The following is an 18,110-nucleotide window of genomic DNA, read 5'->3' as shown; positions in this document are numbered from 1 at the left end:
GGAGCACGGCTCAGAGGTGACCACGGTGTATCTGCCGCAGTACATCGTCGGGCACTGGTGGGAGAGCTTCCTGCACAACCATCGAGCCCGCCGCATCTCGAAGCAGCTCATGATGCTGCACGGTGTGACGATCGCGCTCGTACCGTGGCTGCTGGATTCGTCTGAGCTTGTGTACGGGCGCCGGTCGCGGCCGCTTCCCGGTCAGGATCGCCGAGGCGAGCCCATCCGCGCCATCCCTCGACGTCCGCTCGCGCCCGCGGCCCCTACGGCCGCAGGCCGCGGCAGGCGGGGCGGCGCTGCCGCGTCTGGCGGCTCCGGCTCCGCACCGACGGGATCGGGGACGACCGGCACCGGGCCGACGGACACGGGGCCGACGAGCAATGTCAGCGGCTCGGCCGCCCCCGGAACCGGAACGGCACCGGGCGAGACAGCGCCCAAGGACCCGCGCGACACGTCGACGCACGCCGCGCACCGCTAATCGCCGCGTTTGGCCCGTGGCGGTCGACCGCGTCGCACGTTCAGAGAGGCACGTTCAGAGAGGAACACGGTGTCGTTCACGCATCCCGACGCGCGCCGATCCCGACGGGATTGGCCACCGACGAGTTCGTGCTGCGGCCGATCACGGCGGATGACGCCGAGCTCGACCACGGTGCACTGATGGAGACCAGGGACTACCTGCGGCTCTGGGAGCAGTCGTCGTGGCCGGAGGACGACTTCACGGTCGAGGCGAACCGCGAGGATCTGCGCGGCCTGGAACAACGCCACGCCGAGCATCGCGCCTTCACGTTCACGGTGCTCGATCCGAGCGGCACGGAATGCCGCGGATGCGTGTACATCTTTCCGACGACGGCGAAGTTCCTGGCGCGATCGACGGTCACCGCGGTCGGCGACGACGACTGGTCGCAGGTGGATGCCGTCGTCTACTTCTGGGTGCGACTCGCTCAGCTGCGACTCGGCATGGATGCCCGCCTCCTGCACGCCCTTCGCTCCTGGTTCGCGGTCGAGTGGCGGTTCACCAACGCGGTGTACGTCACGAACGAGCAGTTCCGTCAGCAAGTCGAGCTTCTCGAGAGCACCGGCCTGCAGCTGAAGTTCGAGCTGGTCGAGCCCGGCAAGCCGGGCACGTACCTGGCCTTCGGCTGACGCCCGGCTGCGGCGGCGGGCGTGTGCGGCGTGCGCGTGCGCCGCGGCGGCCTCCCACGTCCCCTGCTCGCGCCGACGGCCCGCCCTCCGGCCGCACCGTGCGCATCCGTATTCAGGATGAGAGGCCGTTCGACCGCGATATCGGGCCGAAGCACCCCCGGTCCCGAGTACCGCGGCCGCCCGTACCGCAACCGCGGCGGCCGGCGACAGCCCCTGGTCCGAGGCCGGACCGCGGGGCTAGCGTGACAGGATGAGCGCGTCGTCGAAGTCCGAGACGTTCCTCGAGGTGGACGGGCACGAGGTTCGCATCTCGCATCCGGACAAGGTCGTGTTCCCGCAGCCCAGGCTCACCAAGCTCGACATCGCCAGCTACTTCGTCGCCGTGGCCGAGGGAGCGCTGCGCGGAGCCGGCGGTCGGCCGATGGTGCTCAAGCGCTTCGTCAAGGGGCTGTCTCAGGAGCCGTTCTTCCAGAAGCGAGTGCCGAACGAGCATCCGTCGTATATCGACACCGCGACCCTGCACTACGCCAGGGGCACCTCCGCGGAGGAGACCGTTGTGCGCGACGCCGCCGGCCTCGCCTGGGTGGCGAACCTCGGATGCCTCGACCTCAACCCGCACGCGGTGCGCGCCGAGGACCTCGATCATCCGGACGAGCTGCGGGTCGACCTCGATCCCATGCCCGGCGTGGACTGGTCGCAGATCGTGGATGTCGCCTTCGTCGCCCGGGAGGTGCTCGAGGACCACGGTCTGATCGGCTGGCCCAAGACGAGTGGGTCGCGCGGCCTGCACATCCTGGTGCGGATTGCTCCGCACTGGGACTTCGCCGATGTGCGGCTCGCCGCACAGACGCTCGCGCGCGAGGTCGAGAACCGCGTTCCCGGGCTGGCCACCGCGCACTGGTGGAAGGAGGAGCGCGGCGAGAGCGTGTTCGTCGACTTCAACCAGAACGCGAAGGATCGGACCGTCGCGTCGGCCTATTCCGTGCGCCCGCTGCCCGACGCCCGCGTCTCGACACCGCTCGACTGGCACGAGGTGCGCTCGCGGCGGCCCGAGGAGTTCACGGTGTCCACCGTGCTCGAGCGGTTCGCCGAGCGAGGCGACCCGCACGCCGGCATCGACGACCAGGCCGGTTCGCTCGACGCCTTGCTCGCGCTCGCTGGGAAGCTCGGTCCCGCGGAGAAGCCGCCGCGGGCGGGAGACGGTGCCGGAAGGCGCGTCTCGCAGATGCCGCTCATTGAGATCGCGCGCACGAAGACCAAGCCAGAGGCGCTGGATGCGCTGGCACAGTGGAAGGCGCAGCATCCGGATGCCGCGCAGCAGCTGCACCCGGCCGACGAGCTCATCGACGGCATGCGCGGCTCGAGCTCGGTGTGGTACCGGGTTCGCATCAACCTGCAGCACGTTCCGGAGGACGAGCGGCCCGCGCAGGGCCCCCTGCTCGCCGACTACGACCCGTTCGCGGGCCGCTGAGCCCGCGACCGGGATGCCTGGCCGGCGTCTCACTGACAGAAAATGCGGCTGAGCGCGCCGGCATCCGCGATTTCTGTCAGTGAAACCGACCTGGTGGCGTAGCCAGGCCCGCGCATCAGCGCTCGTCGGGCACGACGGGCGGATGCGACGACCGCAAGACCAGTTCGGGCGTGACGAGCCGGTGGCGCGGCACTGTCCCCTCGTTGTGCGTGAGCAGGTCGAGCACGCCCGCAGCCACCTCGTCCAGACGCTGATCGACGCTCGAGAATCCCATCGCCGCCGAGACGGGCGTGTTGTCGAAACCGATCACGGGGAGCGCGCCATTGGTCTGCACCACGGCGCCCAGGGCGAGGCTGTCGCTCGCTGCCACGACGGCATCCAGGCCGCCGCCGTTCTCGACGAGACGAGCCGATGCCTCACGAGCGTCCGCCACCGTGTCGACGGCCGTCTCCAGCAGTGAGACCAGCCCATCGCCGAGCCCGGCCGCGACCATCGCGTCGCGCCATCCGCCCGCGCGTTCGTCACCGGTTCCGGAACCTGTCGGCCATCCGAGGAAGCCGATGCGCTTGTGACCTCGTTCCAGAAGTGATTCCGTCGCCGCGCGCACGCCGGCGCGGCCGTCGACGTCCACCCAGGCATGCCGCGGGTCGTTCATGTCGTCGATGCCCCACGGACGGCCGAAGGTCACGAACGTCTGCCCGTGTTCGATGAGCCACTCCGTGCGCGGGTCGCCGTGGAAGGTGGATGTCAGAACGAAGGCGTCGACGTCCGAACCGTCGATCAGCCGGCCGAACTGCCGGATCTCGTCTTCGGGACGCGCGGCCGTGAACAGCAGGATCCGCAGGCCGACGGCATCCGCCTGCTCGGTGAGAGCGTGCAGGAAGCGATCGAGGATCGACCCGGAGATGCCGTCGACCATGGGATCGAGCCGGATACCTATGGTCGAGCTCTTCTGCGTGCGCAGTCGCCTCGCGGATGCGTGTGGTCGGTACCCGAGATCGTCGATGGCCTTGCGTACCCGCTCGCGCGTGTCCTCCCGCACGATGCCGGGGGAGTTGAGCACGTTGGAGACTGTCTGGCGAGACACGCCCGCCGCGCGAGCGACGTCGTGCACGGTCGGCAGTCGCGACATCCACTCCCCTTTCTGAAACCGGTGACCGCGCTGCGGCCTCCGCTCGATGCTGTTCTTTCGCTGCACCGCGTGGGTCGTTGCACCGGTTCACACCTTTGCACGCGGTTCACTCGGCGCTGACCGGCCCCCGCGGCGGGAGCGCTGCAGGTGCGTCGGCCGGCCGCCCCCGCAGGGTGCCCGTGGTGTGTCGTTCCTCCGCGTCGCCGTCGTGCCGACCACGCCTTGACACGCCTTGTGCTGCGAATTAGCTTGACGGTACACGCATTTGAACGATCAAACCAGTTTCGAATCACCGAATTTGATCGTTCAAAGAGCCGCAGAGACGCGACGTCTCGCCTCAGCGGCCCCGCAATCATGACGACGTATATGAGGAGTGTCACCATGCAACGACGCACACGATGGCTGGCGTCGGGCGCGCTCGCGGTCACCACCGCGCTCGCCCTCAGCGCCTGCGGTTCCGGATTCAGCAGTGGAAGTTCCACGAGTGGATCGCTCACTTCGTCGAACAAGGCGCTCACGGTGATGATCGGCTCCAGCGGTGACGCCGAGACTGCAGCCGTGAAGTCGGCGGTCGCGTCCTGGTCGAAGTCCTCGGGCACGGGGGCTAAGGTGATCGCCGCCAACAACCTCGACCAGCAGCTCGCGCAGGGCTTCGCCGCGAAGAAGCCCGCCGACGTGTTCTACCTCTCCACCGGGTCGCTGGCGGGATACGCATCCAACGGATCCCTGCTCGCGTACGGCGACCAGTTGAAGAACAAGAGCGACTTCTATCCGTCGCTCGTGAAGAACTTCACGTACGACGGCAAGCTGTACTGCGCACCGAAGGACTTCTCCACGCTGCAGCTCATTGTGAACAACGACGACTGGAGAGCCGCCGGCCTGACCGCCGCCGACTACCCGAAGACCTGGGACCAGCTCGACGCCGTCGCGAAGAAGCTCGGCACCGGCGGCCGCACCGGGCTCGTCGTGAGCGGCCAATACGAGCGACTGGGCGCGTTCATGGTGCAAGCGGGCGGCAACCTCATGAACGATTCCAGCACGAAGGCGACGGCTGACAGCTCGGCCAACGTGAAGGCCCTCGACTTCGCGAAGAAGATGCTCAACGACGGAGCCATGAAGTTCGCCGCGGATGTCGGTGCCGGCTGGGGCGGGGAGGCGTTCGGCAAGAACCTCGGTGCCATGACCATCGAGGGCAACTGGATCTCGGGCGCCATGCAGTCCGACTACCCGAACGTGAAGTACACGGTCGTTCCGCTCCCCGAGGGCGCGGCGGGCAAAGGCACTCTCCAGTTCACGAACTGCTGGGGCATCGCCGCGGACAGCCCGAACCAGAAGGCAGCGCTCGATCTCGTGCAGAAGCTGACCTCCAAGGACGACCAGCTGGCGTTCGCGAAGGCGTTCGGCGTGATGCCGTCCATCCGCTCCGCGGCATCCGAATGGAAGAAGCTGTACCCGCAGTTCACGCCGTTCCTCGACGCCGCTTCGTACGCGAAGGGTGTGCCGACCGTGAAGGGTGCATCCGATGTGATCGCCGACCTCGACTCCAAGCTCGGCCAGCTGGGGTCATCCGATCCCACGACGATCCTCGACGCCACGCAGAAGAACCTCGAAGCGCTGCTGAAGTAGCGCCATGACCACGACCACGGTGATGACGAAGCCGCGCCGCGCCGGATTCGGAGGGATCCGGCGCGGCGAGGCGGCGTCCGGATGGCTGTTCACCGCTCCGGTGCTCATCATCCTCGGTGTCTTCCTCGTGATCCCCGTGATCATGGCGCTGTGGGTGAGCTTCTCGGACTGGGGAGGAAGAGGCAGCCCGTTCTCGTCCGACGTGCACTTCGTCGGGCTTCGCAACTACTCGACGATCCTCGACGGAGGCGGACTCGCCGAGAGCGACTTCGGCACGGCCTTGAAGAACAACGTCTGGTACGTGATCTTCGTCGTGCCCTTGCAGACGGCTCTCGCGCTCGCGCTCGCGCTGCTCGTGAACCGCACGCTGCTGCGCGGCCGGGGCTTCTTCCGCACTGCGTACTACTTTCCGTCGGTAACGAGCTCCGTGGCGATCACGGTGCTCTGGCTGTTCCTCTTCAGCACCACGGGAACCGTGAATCAGGTGCTGGCCTGGATGGGCATCAAGGGCCCGAACTGGTTCAACGAGCCGAGCGGACTCATCCAGAACGGGCTGGCAGTGGTCGGCATCCATGACGGTCCTGCGTTCCTCACGCGGAACTCGTTTCTCGGCGTCTCGTTCTGGGACTGGCTCAGGGGCCCCTCGGTCGCCATGTTCGCGTTCATCGTCATGGCGGTGTTCACAACAAGCGGCACGTTCATGCTCCTGTTCATCGCTGCCCTGCAGAACCTCAGTCCCGACATCGACGAGGCGGCGATGATGGACGGCGCGGGCGCATGGAAGCGGTTCTGGCGCGTGACGCTCCCCCAGTTGAGACCCACCCTCTTCACGGTGCTGACGCTCGGCCTGATCGGATGCTGGCAGGTGTTCGATCAGATCTACACCGGCACCCAGGGCAACCCTGCCAAGACGACGCTCACCCCTGCGTACCTCTCGTACCAGAGCGCGTTTCAGAACCAGGCCTGGGGTCAGGGCGCCGCGATCGCGTTCATCCTGTTCGTGATCATCGTGCTCTTCACCTTGCTGCAGCGCTGGGTGCTGCGCGAGAAGAAGGTGTCCAGGCGCAGGCAGCTGGCCTATTCGCCCGAGACCGCCGCACGCGCCGAGTCGAAGCGGGCAGCACAGGCGACGGGAGGTGGATCGCGATGACCACGACACAGGCGAGGACCGTGACCGTGGCAGCCGAGAGCGACAGCAGACGTCATGCCCGGCCCCCAGCACGGAGGAGCGGCAGGATGACGGTCGGGCGCGTTCTGCTCTACGCGGCGCTGATCGCGATCGCCGCCATCTACATCTACCCGTTCCTCATCCAGGTCGTCACGTCTTTCAAGACCGACCCTGATGCGGCATCCAACGCGGCATCGCTGCTTCCGCAGACCTGGACGACCGCGGCCTACCAGAAGCTCTTCCTCACCTCGGACTTCCCGCTCTGGTTCAAGAACTCCGCCATCGTCACGATCTTCGTGACCGTCGGGCGGGTGTTCTTCGACTCGCTCGCGGGTTACGCCCTGGCCAGACTGCACTTCCGCGGCAGAGGCGCGATCTTCGCCGGACTCGTCGCCGTCATGAGCGTTCCGCTCGTCGTGCTGCTCATTCCGAAGTTCCTCGTGATCAACACGCTGGGCATCTACGACTCGTACACGGGCATGATCCTGCCGCTGCTCGTCGACGCGGCCGGCGTCTTCATCATGAAGAACTTCTTCGAGTCCATACCCGTGAGCGTGGAAGAGCAGGCGCGCATCGACGGCGCCGGAACCTTCCGCGTGTTCTGGTCCGTCGTTCTGCCGATGGCCACGCCGGCGCTCATCACGATCGTGATCCTGTCGTTCCAGGGATCGTGGAACGAGCTCAGCCACTTCATCATCTCCACGCAGAGCCCTCAGCTGACGACCTTGACGAAGGGTGTGGCATCGCTCGCGAGCGGGCAGCTGAGCCAGGGCACGCAATATCCGCTCAAACTCGCGGCGGCGGCCGTTATGACGATCCCGGTCGCCGTCATGTTCTTCATCTTCCAGCGCCGCATCATGAACTCCAGCGAGGGTGCGGTGAAGGAGTAGTGGCCGAGCAGAAGGGAACCATGCATCACGACCGTCAGCCGTTCCTCGACGACCAGACCATAGTGCTGCGCGCGCCTACGCAGTTCTGGTCCGACCGCACGGGAGACGCAGGAGCGGCTCCGATCCATGGCCTGTATCACGGCGACGTTCGCGTCCTCGCCTTCGCCGAGCTGAGATCCGACGGCGAACGGCCTGACTGGATCTCCATCGCACAGCCGACGGCCTCGAGCGCCACCTTCACCGGCGTGCTCCGGCATTTGGACGGCCCGGGGGCCGACCCTCGCGTGCGTATCGACCGCATCCGCGAGGCGGAGCCGAACGGCGTGCTCGAGCGGGTCGTGATCAGCTCGGCGCGTGACGTCCCTGTGCGCACACGCATCACGGTCGACCTGAGGCCGGACTTCGCGCCCATGCAGGAGGTGAAGAGCGGAAACGTCGTCTCGCACGACTGGGCGTCGCAGGCCGTGCCGAACGGGGCGGCATGGGCGGGCGGTTCCACGACCGCCACACTGACGGCGACGGATGCCGCCGTGCACCAGACGGAGACCGGAGCGGTCATAGTGTGGGAACTCCAACTCGCCGCGCACGGATCGGCGGAACTGCAGTGGCGCATCCAGCTCGCCGACGCTCGCGCCGTGGTGTCGGGTGCTGCCGGGTCTTCAGCCTGGCGCGACCTGAGGATCGAGTCCGGTGACACGCGGCTCGCACACTGGGTGACGGCCGCTCTGGCCGACCTCGACACGCTGCGGATGACCTCGACACTGTCGCCAGGCGACGAGTTCCTGGCAGCCGGTGCTCCCTGGTTCTTCACGCTGTTCGGGCGGGACTCGATCTGGACGGCTCGCTTCCTGCTGCCGGTCTCCACTGCACCGGCACTGTCCACCCTGCGCGTTCTAGCTGCTGCTCAAGGCACGAAGATCGACCCGCAGACGGCGGAGCAGCCGGGCAAGATCATGCACGAGTTGCGAGCGTCAGAGCTGAACCTGCCCGTAGAAGGGGTGACCCTGCCACCGCTCTACTACGGCACCATCGACGCGACACCACTATGGATCTGCCTGCTGCACGACGCATGGCGATGGGGCGCGGCGGAGTCGGACATCCGCGCCCTCCTGCCCCACCTGGAGGCTGCGCTGGCATGGATGCGCGATCACGGAGACAGCGACGGCGACGGATTTCTGGAGTACGCCGACACGACCGGCCACGGCCTGGCGAACCAGGGCTGGAAGGACTCCGGTGACTCGATCCAGTGGCGCGACGGAACGCTCGCCGAGGGCCCCATCGCCCTATGCGAGGTGCAGGCCTACGCCTACGAGGCGGCGCTGTCCGGCGCGGAGCTGCTCGACCACTTCGACCGCCAGGGAGCGGGCGAGTGGCGCCGTTGGGCGGCTCGCCTCAAAGAACGCTTCGCCGAGTCGTTCTGGGTGGCCGACCCGGATGGCGGCCGCTATCCGGCGGTCGCCCTGGATGCGAGCAAGCGACGCGTCGACACGCTGACCAGCAACATCGGGCATCTGCTCGGCACCGGCATCCTGGACCCGGCCGAGGAGCGAGAGGTCGCCGAGCGACTCGTCTCGCCCCGGCTCGACTCGGGATTCGGGCTCCGCACCATGGCGACGGACTCGGCCGGATACTGGCCGCTCAGCTACCACGGCGGCTCGGTGTGGACGCACGACACCGCCATCGCCATCAGGGGCCTCAGTGAAGCGGGCATGCCCGAACGAGCCGATCGACTCGTCGAAGGTCTGCTGCGCGCGGCCGAGCGATTCGGGTTCCGGATGCCGGAGCTCCACTCGGGCGACTCGGCGAACGACACCCGCACCCCGGCGCCGTATCCCGCCGCATGCCGTCCTCAGGCGTGGTCGGCGGCTTCGGCCATCGGCGTGCTGGCGGCGCGGCTCGGCCTGCGTGCGGAAGGCGCGGCACTCGTGGTGGCACCGTCGACGGGCAGCGGAAGCGTGTGCGTCACCGGCCTGCATGTGGGGGAGACGTGTTACGAGGTACGCGTCGGCGAGGACGGCACGGCGGAGGTCACTCCGACCAGCACGAACGGCGCTACAGCAGCGCCATGATCTGCCGGGCGATCACGCGACCGGAGCGGTTGGCGCCGATCGTGGAGGCGTACGGGCCGTAGCCGGCGAGGAAGATGCGGGCATCCGTCCACACCTGTCCCGACTCGACGGGGACCCCGCCGGTCTTCTCGCGCAGCTTGAGCGGGGCGAGATGCCGCAGTTCGGGACGGAATCCGGTGGCCCAGATGATGGCGTCTGCCGGGGTGAACGATCCGTCGCGCCAGCGCACGCCGTCGTGCTCGACGGCGACGAACATGGGGCGCTCCTTGAGCAGTCCGCGCGAGATTCCCGCCGCCACCTTCCTGGTGAGCGGAACGCCGGTCGAGCTCACCACGCTGGGCAGTGCGCGGCCCGCGCGAGCCGCGGCCTCGGCGTCGCGCACCGCCGCGACGCCGCCCTCGATGGTGCGGACGTGCTCGGTGCTGAAGTCGATGGGCCGGCGGGATGCCCACGACACCGACGCCGCGACATCCTCGAGTTCCAGAAGAAACCCCACTGCGCTCGTGCCGCCGCCCACCACGACAACGTTCTGGTCGCGGAACTCCTCGGCGGCGACGTAGCCGTTGGTGTGCACATGCCGTCCGCGGAATGTGGAGACGCCCGGGTAGTAGGGGACGAACGGGGCGCCCCACGTTCCCGTGGCGTTGACGAGCACCTGCGTTGCGGTCTCGCCCTCGGTGTGCTGCACCACGAGGTCGGCTCCGCGGTTCACGACCGACGTCGCATCGGCCGGACGGTGCACGCTCAGCCCGAAGTGGTCTTCGTATCTGCGGTAGTAGCCGGCGACGATGTCCTTCGCCGGCAGCGTGCGGTCCGCCGTCTCGAAGCTGATGCCGAGTTCGGCCATGCCGGGAAGGTCGTTGACTTTGTGCGCACTGCCCAGGCGCAGGGCGTCCCACCGGAACTGCCAGGCGCCGCCAGTGCCAGGACCACGGTCGACGATCACGAAGTCGACGTCGGGTTCCAGCTGGAACCGCCGCAGATAGTAGGCCACCGCGAGACCCGCCTGCCCGGCCCCGATGATCATCACCTGGGTGCGCGCGGGGACGGGAGACACGCTCTATATCATCACGCACCACTGGGAATGTGCGAGCGGGTCGATCAGGGCCTGCATGCTAAACTTGCCGCTAGTTTTCGTTTCCCGTCCAAAGTCCCGCGCGCGCACGAATCGCCCCGGGCCTGTCATCGTGAGGGGGTCTCGCATGGGGCGCGGCCGTCAGAAGGCAAAGCACACCAAGATCGCTCGGGAGTTGAAGTCGTACAGCCCCACCGTCGACTACAACCAGCTTGAGCGCGAGTTGACCGGTCACTCGCACGACGACGACCCGTACGCGGCATGGGCCGACTACGAGGCTGACGCGCCGGCCGACGACGACTACGAGCACCAGGAGCGCTCGGCAGGCTGAGCCGAACAGCACACAGGCGACGCGCATCCCTCTTGGGGTGCGCGTTTTGCTTGCCTGGGATGGGCGTTCGCTTGGGTCGGGTGCGCGTTTTGCTTGCCTCCCGATGGGGTGCGCGTTTTGCTTGCCTGGCGGATAACGGCTCTGCCTGCCGCGCCTCGCGAGCCCGCCCGCACCGGATCCGGGTTCGCTGGCGCAAACTGCAGCTGCCGCCGCTTGCGCACGCATTCTCTGTCAGTGAGACGCGGTTGCGGCATCCCGACATCCCGCGATCGACCTTCCGTGCTGCCGAGTGCGCGGGCGCAGGTGCGGCCGCGCCGACGTCGACGCGCGACCCGCGAGATCCGGTTTCACGGGCAGAAATCGTGGACGCCGCTGCGCGTGCCTGCGTTTTCTGCCAGTGAGACGGGCGCCCAGTGAGACGGGCGCCGGATCAGCGCGTCTCGATCGCCTCGCCGGCCGGCGCGGCGCGGGTCAGAGCCAGCCGTTCGCGGATGCCTGGGCGGCGACATCCGCTCGGTTGCGTGCGCCCGTCTTGCCGATGGCGGCCGAGAGATGATTGCGCACCGTGCCCTCGGAGAGCCGCAGCTCCCTGGCGATCTCGTTCACGGTGCCGCCACGCGCTGCCACCCGCAGCACCTCCGTCTCCCGCTGGGTGAGCGGTGACGTTCCGGATGCCAGCGACTCGGCGGCGAGCGCGGGATCGACGACACGAAGGCCCTGCGCGACCCGCCTGACGGCATCCGCCAGCTGCGCTGCCGGGGTGTCCTTCACGACGAACCCGCTCGCGCCCGCCTCCATGGCACGCCTCAGGTATCCGGGGCGACCGAACGTCGTCACGATGAGCGAACGGCACGAGGGCAGCCTGCTGTGCAGCAGCCCCGCGACGGCGAGACCGTCGAGCCCCGGCATCTCCACGTCGAGCAGGGCGACCTGCGCGTCCGCCTGGCGCGCGGCATCCAGCACCTCGTCGCCGCGGCCCACCTCGGCCACCACGGTCAGGTCGGGTTCCAGATCGAGCAGTGCGGCGAGCGCGCCGCGCACGAGCGCCTGATCGTCGGCCAGCAGCAGCCGGATGGGATCGCTCATCCCGCGTCCCTCGCCTTCGGGCCCTTCTCAGCGCGGACGGCGACGATGGTCCCGCCGTCCTCTCCCGGCTCGATCGTGACGGTGGCCCCGATCTTCGCGGCGCGTTCCCTCAGCCCGGTGAGGCCGTGTCCGTTCTGCTGGTCGGCCGCCGTTCCCCCACTGCGGAAGGCGAGAGCCGAAGCGGACATGGATGCCGGCACTCCCCGCCCGTCGTCCCCGATGATGATGGCTCGCTTCTCCAGCGCCACCCAGCAGTTCTTGGCACGAGCGTGCCGCACGACGTTGGTCACTGCCTCGCGGAGCACCCAGGCGAACGTCTCTCGCAGCTCGGGGGCGACGACAGAAGCGGATGCCGGCAGGTGCGGCACCACGTCCGACGCGACGAGCGCGGCGTTCGCGGCCGACAACTCGGTCTCGAGCGTCATGGCGCGGTACCCGGCCACGGATGCCCGAAGGTCCGCCAGCGCGGCGCGCGAGAGTCTCTCGATATCGCCGAGCTCGGCCTCGGCGCGCTCGGGATCTTTCGCCACTAGCTTGCGCGCGAGCTCGCTCTTCACGGTCACCACCGTGAGCGAATGGCCGAGCACGTCGTGCATGTCGCGGGCGAAGCGCTCGCGCTCGTCGACGACGGCCAGTCGCGCGATCTCACTCTGGGCATCCCTCAGCCGCACGGTCGCGCGGATCTGCTGACCGAACGCGAGCATCATGACGGAGATCGACGTGGTCAGCGCCACCGCGTACCACAGGTCCGCGAAGTCGTTCAGGACCGCGAGCACGGCCAGCTGCGCCACCACCACGACGACGATCGTGGCGGCGATGAACCGCACCGGCAGCCAGCTCATCGACACCATGACCGGCACATAGAGCCAGAACCACACCGTGTTGACGCCGATCAGGGGAAAGGCGAGGCACGAGACGCCGAGATAGCCCGCATAGACGAGTGCGGCGACGGGCCATGGCCGGTTCCACAGCAGTGGCGGGAGCACCACGTAGAGCGCGCCGAGCACGAGCACGAGGATCGTGACGAGGATCGGCTGGAGCGGGCCGTGGTCCGGGTACACCCAGGCCAGGATCACCGGGATGGCCAGGTACAGCAGACCCCACAGCGAGCCGAAGAACCATCTGCGGGCCCCGGTGGACTGCAGCCGATCCCGCATGTCCCGCACTAGGGCGGCGAACGGATTCCGCCCCGCCGTCGCCCCGCGGGTCTCAGTCGTCACGTCCATCAGCGTAAGCGGACGATCGCCGGCCTCCACCGCGCCCGTCGTCACTGTCTGGCCGCGTCCCGACGGTATCGCCAGACGATCACAGCGCCAAGACCCACGGTCCACGCGAGCAGCACGAGCATCGGCTCCAGCACGTCGCCGGACAGGTTCGCTCCCATCTGACCGAGCCGGTTCAGCCAGTACGAGGGCACGACCTGGGCGATGTTCGTCATCCACGACGGCAGCACCGACAGCGGAACCCACAGACCGCCGAGGATGGCCATGCCGAAGAAGATGACCATGAACAGCGGCTGGGCGAACTGCGGCTTGGCGAACTGGCCGATCAGCAAGGCGATGAACGCGAACGGGATGACCCCGAGCCAGAGACCGAGCGCCGCCATGGCCCAGGAGCCGAACGGAAGGGAGGAGTGGAACACGACGACCGACACGATGATCAGCGCGACGATGGCGAGCAGCGCGACGGCCAGGGCCGCCACGACCTTGGAGAGCAGGTAGCCCATGCCGCTCAGCGGCGTGAGACGCAGCTGCCGGTTCCAGCCGAGCGAGCGCTCGGTGACGATCGTGAAGGCCTGCCCGAGCGCGGCCATCATGCCGCCGTATCCCGCCATCTGCACGGTCGTCACGACGATCCAGGGCAGCCCCGTCACCTTGTCGACGGCGCCGTTCGCACCGTAGATGCCGCCGAACAGCAGCAACATGACGAGGGGGATGGCGAACGTGAAGACCAGGGAGCGCACGTTCTTCAGCTGGCGGACGGACTCGAGTCCGAGGTAGGCGATGCTCATGAGCGGTCTCCGATCAGTGCTGAATTGTGTGCTGGGCCGGTTTCGACAGGCTCAACCGACGGTGAGGAGGGCCCGGCCGACGGCAGGGAGGCGCGGGCCGACGGCGCGGCGTCGGCGGCGGCCGTCAGCGCGAGGAAGGCGTCGTCCATGGAGTGCGCCGTCACCTCGATGTCGTGCACGTCCTGATGGAGCGAGAGCAGGGTGCGCAGCGCGGCATCCGAGTCGTCGCTCACGAGTGAGAGCACGTCGCCGCGGTGCTCGACGCTGCGCACGCCTGGCAGCTCGGCCAGCTCCGCTTCGATGTCCGGCGTCCAGTCGAAGTCGAAGGACGCGCGGATACGGCGCCCGGAGACCACAGCCTTCACCTCGCCGGGCGTGCCGTCGGCGACCACACGGCCGGCCGCCATCATGACGATGCGGTCGGCGTAGGCGTCGGCCTCGTCGAGGTAGTGCGTGGCGAAGACGACGGTGCGGCCGGCATCCGTGAACTCGCGCATGGACTGCCAGAACGTGCGTCGCGCCTCGACGTCCATGGCGGCGGTCGGCTCGTCGAGGAACATCAGGTCGGGGTTGGACACGATGGCGACCGCGAACCGCGCACGCTGCGCCTGCCCGCCGGAGAGCTTGCTCACGCGCTGCTTGGCGATCTCGGTGCACTTGGCGCGCTCCAGCGCCTCCGCGACGGAGAGCGGATGCTTGTGCGCGGCCGCGATCAGAGCGACGGCCTGCGCCACGGTCAGGTCGGGCAGCAGCGCTCCGCCCTGCAGCATGGCACCGACGCGGCCAGCGGAGATCGCCGTGCGAGGCGTCTCGCCGAACAGCGTCGCCGTCCCCTCGGTCGGGGACGCGAGGCCCAGGGCGAGGTCGATCGTCGTGGACTTGCCCGCACCGTTGGGCCCGAGCAGTGCGACGACCTCGCCCTGCTGGATCGTCAGGTCGATGCCCGCGACCGCGGCGATGGATCCGAAGGTCTTGCGCAGCCCCCGCAGCTGGATGGCCGGTGCCTCGATGGCTCGTGTCGTGTTCACGTATCTATCGAAGCGGTGAGCAGCCGCGCGTGCCTCGGCCGCGCATCACGTCGCATCCGTGACATTTGTCACGCCACCGCCACCGGCGGCTGGCCCCGTCGAAACCACCAGCGCAGCGACCTCACCTAGCTCCAATGGCGGTCACCTAGTGGCCGCCAGCGGCAGTCACTCAGCGGCCGCGAGCGGGTGAGACTCAGCGTCGGGCGTCGCGCGGATCCTCTCCGTACGGATGCCGTTCCGAGACGTTCCCTCCTTCGTCGAGCACGACGTGCTCACGGCGCCTGCGCCGTGCTTCCTCGCGCCCGGCGCCCTCGGCCTCGGATCTCGAGGTGTACGGGCCCAGCACGCCTCTCTCGCCCTCGACGCGGTTGAACCACTTGCCGTTCTCGTGGAACGTCTCGACGCCACCCTGCGACATCCGAATCCCCCTCCGGCCACGGCTGGATGCGCGACCTTGCTGAGATCTGCTTACGCCATGGGCTTGCGCGCGTCCAGCAAAATGCGCGAGCTGTGCGACACGAATGCTCCGTCTCGGAGGATCACACGGTCGATGTCCCGCAGCTTGTCGCGGTACTGCTCGACGGTGAAGCCGGGCACCGTCCACACGACTTTGCGCAGGAAGTACACCACGGCGGCCACGTCGAAGAACTCGACCCGGGTGCGCTCTTCGCGCAGCTCCGCCAGCTCCAGTCCTGCCTGCAGCACCTGCTGCCGCAGCCTCTCGATGCGAGGCACCGGGTCGCGCGGCTGCGGCCCGAGCAGAAACTCGTACAGCTCGGCATTCGACCGCTCGCCGATCTGCTGCGACAGGTGCGCGCCGCCCGGTCGGAGCACGCGCGCGATCTCGGCGAAGTCGGGTGCCACCGGATGCCTGCTCGTCACGAGCGCGAAGCTCCCGTCGTCGAACGGGAGCGGAGCATCCTCTGCCGACTCGACGACCACGCCGCCGAACGCGCTGAGCCTGTCTCGTGCCAGCGGCACGTTCGGCGCCCATCCCTCGGTCGCCGCCACGGCGGAGGGCACCGGGCTCGCCCCGGCGAGGATCTCGGCGAACACCTCGCCGCCGCCGGTCTGCACGTCCAGCACGCTGTCCACGCCGCTCGCGCGAGCGGCGGCGAGTCTCGCATACCCCCAGCTCGGCCTCTCCTCGGTGGCCCGGCCCTCGAACCACGAGAAGTCCCATCCCGCGGTCGGCACCGCCTCGCCCTCGGCGATCAGCTCATCGACGTCGTCCATGCGGCCATCGTGGCACGCGGCATCCGTGCGCCGCCGATACCGTTGAGCCATGACCACCCTGCTGCGGCTCGACTCCTCCATCGACCCGGTCACGTCCGTCACCCGGCGGCTGACCGCGCGGTTCGCAGACAGGTGGGCCTCCGCCGGTCCCGATCGCCGGGTCGTGATCCACGATCTGGTGGCGAACCCGGTGCCGCACCTGGCCCACGAGTCCCTGCACTGGGCGCCGTCGCTCCGCGCAGCCGACGCACCTGTGCTGGCGGAGGCCCAGGCGACGCAGGATGCCGTGATCGCCGAGCTGCTCGCCGCCGATGTCGTGGTAATCGGTGCGCCGATGTACAACTACTCCATTCCGTCGACACTGAAGACCTGGATCGACCACGTGCACGTTCCGGGCGTGCTCGCGCCGTTCGGCGACAGCGGCCAGCCGTTGAAAGGCCGCCTCGCCGTGGTCGTGACCGCGCGCGGCGCCGTCTACGATGCGGGCAGCGAGAACGAGGGACGCGACCACACGGTGCCGCCCATCGACATCGTGCTCGGCGACGCGCTCGGGATGCGGGTCGAGACCATCGCGGTGAGCCGCACGCTGTCCCGCACCCTGCCGAGCATGGCCGGCGAGTCCAGCCGCTTCGAGGCCGAGCTCGCGGCCGCCGAGGAACGCCTGGACAGCCTCGCGGCGTCCTGCTGAGGGCTCCTACTTCGCGTAGTCGCCCACGAGCCGCACGGCTCCGCCGTCGACGCCCTTCGCACCCTGTTCGTAGCCGGCGAGGTCTCGTTCGGCGGTGGAGACGGTTCCGACCTGCCAGGCCGGGATGCCGTCCACGGCGAGCGTCGAGACGACCGCGTCTGCGGCATCCGGTTCCAGCACGACGAAGAAGCCGACGCCCAGGTTCCAGGTGCCCTCGGAGCTCTGCAGCGTGGTGCCCGCCAGGTCGCTGAGCACCCGGAACACCGGCGACGGAGACCATGTCGACCTGTCAACGTCGACCCACGAGCCGCGCGGGAGCACCCTGGCCAGGTTCGCGGCGATGCCGCCGCCCGTGACGTGAGAGAGCGCGTGAACGGATGCGCCGCTGGGCGACGCGAGCACGCGCAGCAGCGGTGCCGTGTACAGCCTCGTCGGCTCGAGGAGCGTCTCGCCGACGGCACCGCCGAGCTCGTCCAGCCGATCCGCGTACCCGATGCCGGCCTTGGCGAGGATATGCCGCACGAGCGAATACCCATTGGAGTGCAGGCCCGAGCTGCCGAGCGCGAGCACCACGTCGCCGTTCGCGACCTTCTCGGGCCCGAGCACGGCATCCGCCTCGACGACGCCCGTCGCGGCTCCCGCCACGTCGTAGTCGTCGACGCCGAGCAGGCCGGGGTGCTCGGCCGTCTCTCCGCCCACCAGCGCAGTCCGCGTCTCCGAGCACGCCGCAGCGATGCCCCGCACGATGTCGGCGATGCGCTCCGGCACGACCTTGCCGCACGCGATGTAGTCCGTCATGAAGAGCGGACGGGCGCCCACCACGACGATGTCATCGACCACCATGCCCACGAGGTCCTGGCCGATCGTGTCGTGCTTGTCGAGAGCCTGGGCGATCGCCACCTTCGTGCCGACACCGTCCGTGGACGTGGCGAGCAGCGGGCGACGGTAGCCGCGCAGCACCGAGGCGTCGAACAGTCCGGCGAATCCGCCGACACCCCCGAGCACCTCCGGTCCGTGGGTCTTGGCCACGGCCGATTTCATGAGTTCGACGGCGAGGTCGCCCGCGGCCGTGTCGACGCCGGCTTCCCGATAGGTGCTGGTGGAGTTCTCCGTCACCCGCCCAGGTTAGCCGCGATGGGGGCTCGACGACGTCGGC

17 protein-coding genes and 1 pseudogene are annotated in these 18,110 nt (G+C 68.7%); 9 read left to right on the top strand and 9 right to left on the bottom strand.

Going from position 1 to position 18,110, the window contains the following annotated elements; genetic code table 11:
- The 3 genes and pseudogenes from VHB92_RS11355 to VHB92_RS11345 form a co-directional block, all read left to right on the top strand.
- Positions 1-478: pseudogene (locus VHB92_RS11355) on the top strand (DNA-binding protein); the annotation flags it as partial.
- A gap of 110 nt (positions 479-588) precedes the next feature.
- Complete coding sequence (locus VHB92_RS11350) at positions 589-1,143, top strand: N-acetyltransferase (RefSeq protein ID WP_325453866.1); 555 nt, start codon at positions 589-591, stop codon at positions 1,141-1,143.
- Between the two features lie 250 nt (positions 1,144-1,393).
- Positions 1,394-2,614: a DNA polymerase domain-containing protein gene (locus VHB92_RS11345; RefSeq protein WP_325453865.1), complete on the top strand. Its 1,221-nt coding sequence runs from the start codon at positions 1,394-1,396 to the stop codon at positions 2,612-2,614.
- Positions 2,615-2,729: 115 nt separating this feature from the next.
- On the opposite strand, the gene VHB92_RS11340 is transcribed toward VHB92_RS11345, so the two are convergent.
- Positions 2,730-3,746, bottom strand: a complete 1,017-nt coding sequence (locus VHB92_RS11340) for a LacI family DNA-binding transcriptional regulator (protein ID WP_325453864.1) — start codon at positions 3,744-3,746, stop codon at positions 2,730-2,732.
- Positions 3,747-4,127: 381 nt separating this feature from the next.
- On the opposite strand from VHB92_RS11340, the gene VHB92_RS11335 reads away from it, so the two are divergent.
- Genes VHB92_RS11335 through VHB92_RS11320 form a run of 4 tightly spaced genes read left to right on the top strand, consistent with a single transcriptional unit; the run spans position 4,128 to position 9,499 of the window.
- The gene (locus VHB92_RS11335) at positions 4,128-5,372 is read left to right on the top strand and encodes a sugar ABC transporter substrate-binding protein (protein WP_325453863.1); all 1,245 of its coding nucleotides are present in this window, start codon (positions 4,128-4,130) and stop codon (positions 5,370-5,372) included.
- Positions 5,373-5,376: 4 nt separating this feature from the next.
- Complete coding sequence (locus VHB92_RS11330; protein WP_325453862.1) at positions 5,377-6,522, top strand: sugar ABC transporter permease; 1,146 nt, start codon at positions 5,377-5,379, stop codon at positions 6,520-6,522.
- On the top strand, positions 6,519-7,430 hold the full coding sequence (locus VHB92_RS11325; RefSeq protein WP_414653102.1) for a carbohydrate ABC transporter permease: 912 nt from the start codon (positions 6,519-6,521) through the stop codon (positions 7,428-7,430). The genes VHB92_RS11330 and VHB92_RS11325 overlap by 4 nt, the downstream gene beginning before the upstream one ends.
- Positions 7,430-9,499 (top strand): glycogen debranching N-terminal domain-containing protein, encoded by a 2,070-nt coding sequence (locus tag VHB92_RS11320; RefSeq protein WP_325453860.1) that lies wholly within the window; start codon positions 7,430-7,432, stop codon positions 9,497-9,499. Before VHB92_RS11325 ends, VHB92_RS11320 begins: the two co-directional genes overlap by 1 nt.
- On the opposite strand, the gene VHB92_RS11315 is transcribed toward VHB92_RS11320, so the two are convergent.
- On the bottom strand, positions 9,483-10,556 hold the full coding sequence (locus tag VHB92_RS11315; RefSeq protein ID WP_325453859.1) for an NAD(P)-binding domain-containing protein: 1,074 nt from the start codon (positions 10,554-10,556) through the stop codon (positions 9,483-9,485). The genes VHB92_RS11320 and VHB92_RS11315 overlap by 17 nt on opposite strands.
- Before the next feature lie 145 nt (positions 10,557-10,701).
- Here VHB92_RS11315 and VHB92_RS11310 point away from each other — a divergent pair, with 145 nt between their 5' ends.
- Positions 10,702-10,905: a DUF3073 domain-containing protein gene (locus VHB92_RS11310; RefSeq protein WP_325453858.1), complete on the top strand. Its 204-nt coding sequence runs from the start codon at positions 10,702-10,704 to the stop codon at positions 10,903-10,905.
- 471 nt (positions 10,906-11,376) lie between these two features.
- On the opposite strand, the gene VHB92_RS11305 is transcribed toward VHB92_RS11310, so the two are convergent.
- From VHB92_RS11305 to VHB92_RS11280, 6 genes are all read right to left on the bottom strand, one after another.
- Positions 11,377-11,991 carry a response regulator transcription factor gene (locus tag VHB92_RS11305; RefSeq protein WP_325453857.1) on the bottom strand — a complete coding sequence of 205 codons (615 nt, stop codon included), beginning with the start codon at positions 11,989-11,991 and terminating at the stop codon, positions 11,377-11,379.
- On the bottom strand, positions 11,988-13,211 hold the full coding sequence (locus tag VHB92_RS11300; RefSeq protein ID WP_325453856.1) for a sensor histidine kinase: 1,224 nt from the start codon (positions 13,209-13,211) through the stop codon (positions 11,988-11,990). Before VHB92_RS11300 ends, VHB92_RS11305 begins: the two co-directional genes overlap by 4 nt.
- Positions 13,212-13,258: 47 nt before the next feature.
- Positions 13,259-14,002, bottom strand: a complete 744-nt coding sequence (locus VHB92_RS11295) for an ABC transporter permease (RefSeq protein ID WP_325453855.1) — start codon at positions 14,000-14,002, stop codon at positions 13,259-13,261.
- The gene (locus VHB92_RS11290; RefSeq protein WP_325453854.1) at positions 13,999-15,030 is read right to left on the bottom strand and encodes an ABC transporter ATP-binding protein; all 1,032 of its coding nucleotides are present in this window, start codon (positions 15,028-15,030) and stop codon (positions 13,999-14,001) included. Before VHB92_RS11290 ends, VHB92_RS11295 begins: the two co-directional genes overlap by 4 nt.
- A gap of 193 nt (positions 15,031-15,223) precedes the next feature.
- A complete protein-coding gene (locus VHB92_RS11285; RefSeq protein ID WP_325453853.1) occupies positions 15,224-15,448 on the bottom strand; it encodes a DUF2188 domain-containing protein in 225 nt (74 codons plus the stop codon).
- A 50-nt stretch (positions 15,449-15,498) separates the two neighbouring features.
- Positions 15,499-16,266 carry a methyltransferase domain-containing protein gene (locus VHB92_RS11280; protein WP_325453852.1) on the bottom strand — a complete coding sequence of 256 codons (768 nt, stop codon included), beginning with the start codon at positions 16,264-16,266 and terminating at the stop codon, positions 15,499-15,501.
- A 49-nt stretch (positions 16,267-16,315) separates the two neighbouring features.
- Here VHB92_RS11280 and VHB92_RS11275 point away from each other — a divergent pair, with 49 nt between their 5' ends.
- Positions 16,316-16,954 carry an FMN-dependent NADH-azoreductase gene (locus tag VHB92_RS11275; RefSeq protein ID WP_325453851.1) on the top strand — a complete coding sequence of 213 codons (639 nt, stop codon included), beginning with the start codon at positions 16,316-16,318 and terminating at the stop codon, positions 16,952-16,954.
- Positions 16,955-16,960: 6 nt separating this feature from the next.
- On the opposite strand, the gene purM is transcribed toward VHB92_RS11275, so the two are convergent.
- Positions 16,961-18,070: a phosphoribosylformylglycinamidine cyclo-ligase gene (purM, locus tag VHB92_RS11270; protein ID WP_325453850.1), complete on the bottom strand. Its 1,110-nt coding sequence runs from the start codon at positions 18,068-18,070 to the stop codon at positions 16,961-16,963.
- Positions 18,071-18,110 lie beyond the last annotated feature (40 nt).

Origin of the sequence: Humibacter sp., from assembly GCF_035547335.1 — a bacterium.
Taxonomy (GTDB): domain Bacteria; phylum Actinomycetota; class Actinomycetes; order Actinomycetales; family Microbacteriaceae; genus Humibacter.
Note: the sequence above shows the minus strand (reverse complement) of the source record. Positions and strands in the feature narration are given on the sequence as shown.

Bases quoted from the DNA above. Each gene is read 5' to 3' on its own strand.
- VHB92_RS11275 (WP_325453851.1), top strand. From the start codon at position 16,316: ATGACCACCCTGCTGCGGCTCGACTCCTCCATCGACCCGGTCACGTCC.
- VHB92_RS11330 (WP_325453862.1), top strand. From the start codon at position 5,377: ATGACCACGACCACGGTGATGACGAAGCCGCGCCGCGCCGGATTCGGA.
- VHB92_RS11295 (WP_325453855.1), bottom strand. From the start codon at position 14,002: ATGAGCATCGCCTACCTCGGACTCGAGTCCGTCCGCCAGCTGAAGAAC.
- VHB92_RS11280 (WP_325453852.1), bottom strand. From the start codon at position 16,266: ATGGACGACGTCGATGAGCTGATCGCCGAGGGCGAGGCGGTGCCGACC.
- VHB92_RS11310 (WP_325453858.1), top strand. From the start codon at position 10,702: ATGGGGCGCGGCCGTCAGAAGGCAAAGCACACCAAGATCGCTCGGGAG.
- VHB92_RS11285 (WP_325453853.1), bottom strand. From the start codon at position 15,448: ATGTCGCAGGGTGGCGTCGAGACGTTCCACGAGAACGGCAAGTGGTTC.
- VHB92_RS11340 (WP_325453864.1), bottom strand. From the start codon at position 3,746: ATGTCGCGACTGCCGACCGTGCACGACGTCGCTCGCGCGGCGGGCGTG.
- VHB92_RS11345 (WP_325453865.1), top strand. From the start codon at position 1,394: ATGAGCGCGTCGTCGAAGTCCGAGACGTTCCTCGAGGTGGACGGGCAC.
- VHB92_RS11335 (WP_325453863.1), top strand. From the start codon at position 4,128: ATGCAACGACGCACACGATGGCTGGCGTCGGGCGCGCTCGCGGTCACC.
- VHB92_RS11325 (WP_414653102.1), top strand. From the start codon at position 6,519: ATGACCACGACACAGGCGAGGACCGTGACCGTGGCAGCCGAGAGCGAC.
- VHB92_RS11305 (WP_325453857.1), bottom strand. From the start codon at position 11,991: ATGAGCGATCCCATCCGGCTGCTGCTGGCCGACGATCAGGCGCTCGTG.